The 236-nt window shown below is 58.5% G+C and carries 1 rRNA gene; it reads right to left on the minus strand.

The window, feature by feature from the left end:
• Window positions 1-236 (minus strand): 23S ribosomal RNA (locus C466_RS17125); the annotation flags it as partial.

The following is a 236-nucleotide window of genomic DNA, read 5'->3' on the forward strand; positions in this document are numbered from 1 at the left end:
GCCTTTTCACGGGCCCTATGTACGGCTGACTTTCGCTATTTCGCGTTTCGCTCGCTTCGTGCCGTGACGGCGTCCACGAGTTTCCACGATTTGACCGGGCGAGTGCCCGGCTCAGCGTTCCACACGGCGTCGGCGTTTACTGCATAATGGCGCTGGAATATTAACCAGCTTCCCGTCGGTGTAGTCAAGTTGTGGTACACCTTAGGACCGGCTAACCCTCGGCTGAACGGCAGTGC

The sequence above is a fragment of the Halorubrum distributum JCM 10118 genome (assembly GCF_000337335.1).
GTDB lineage: Archaea > Halobacteriota > Halobacteria > Halobacteriales > Haloferacaceae > Halorubrum > Halorubrum distributum.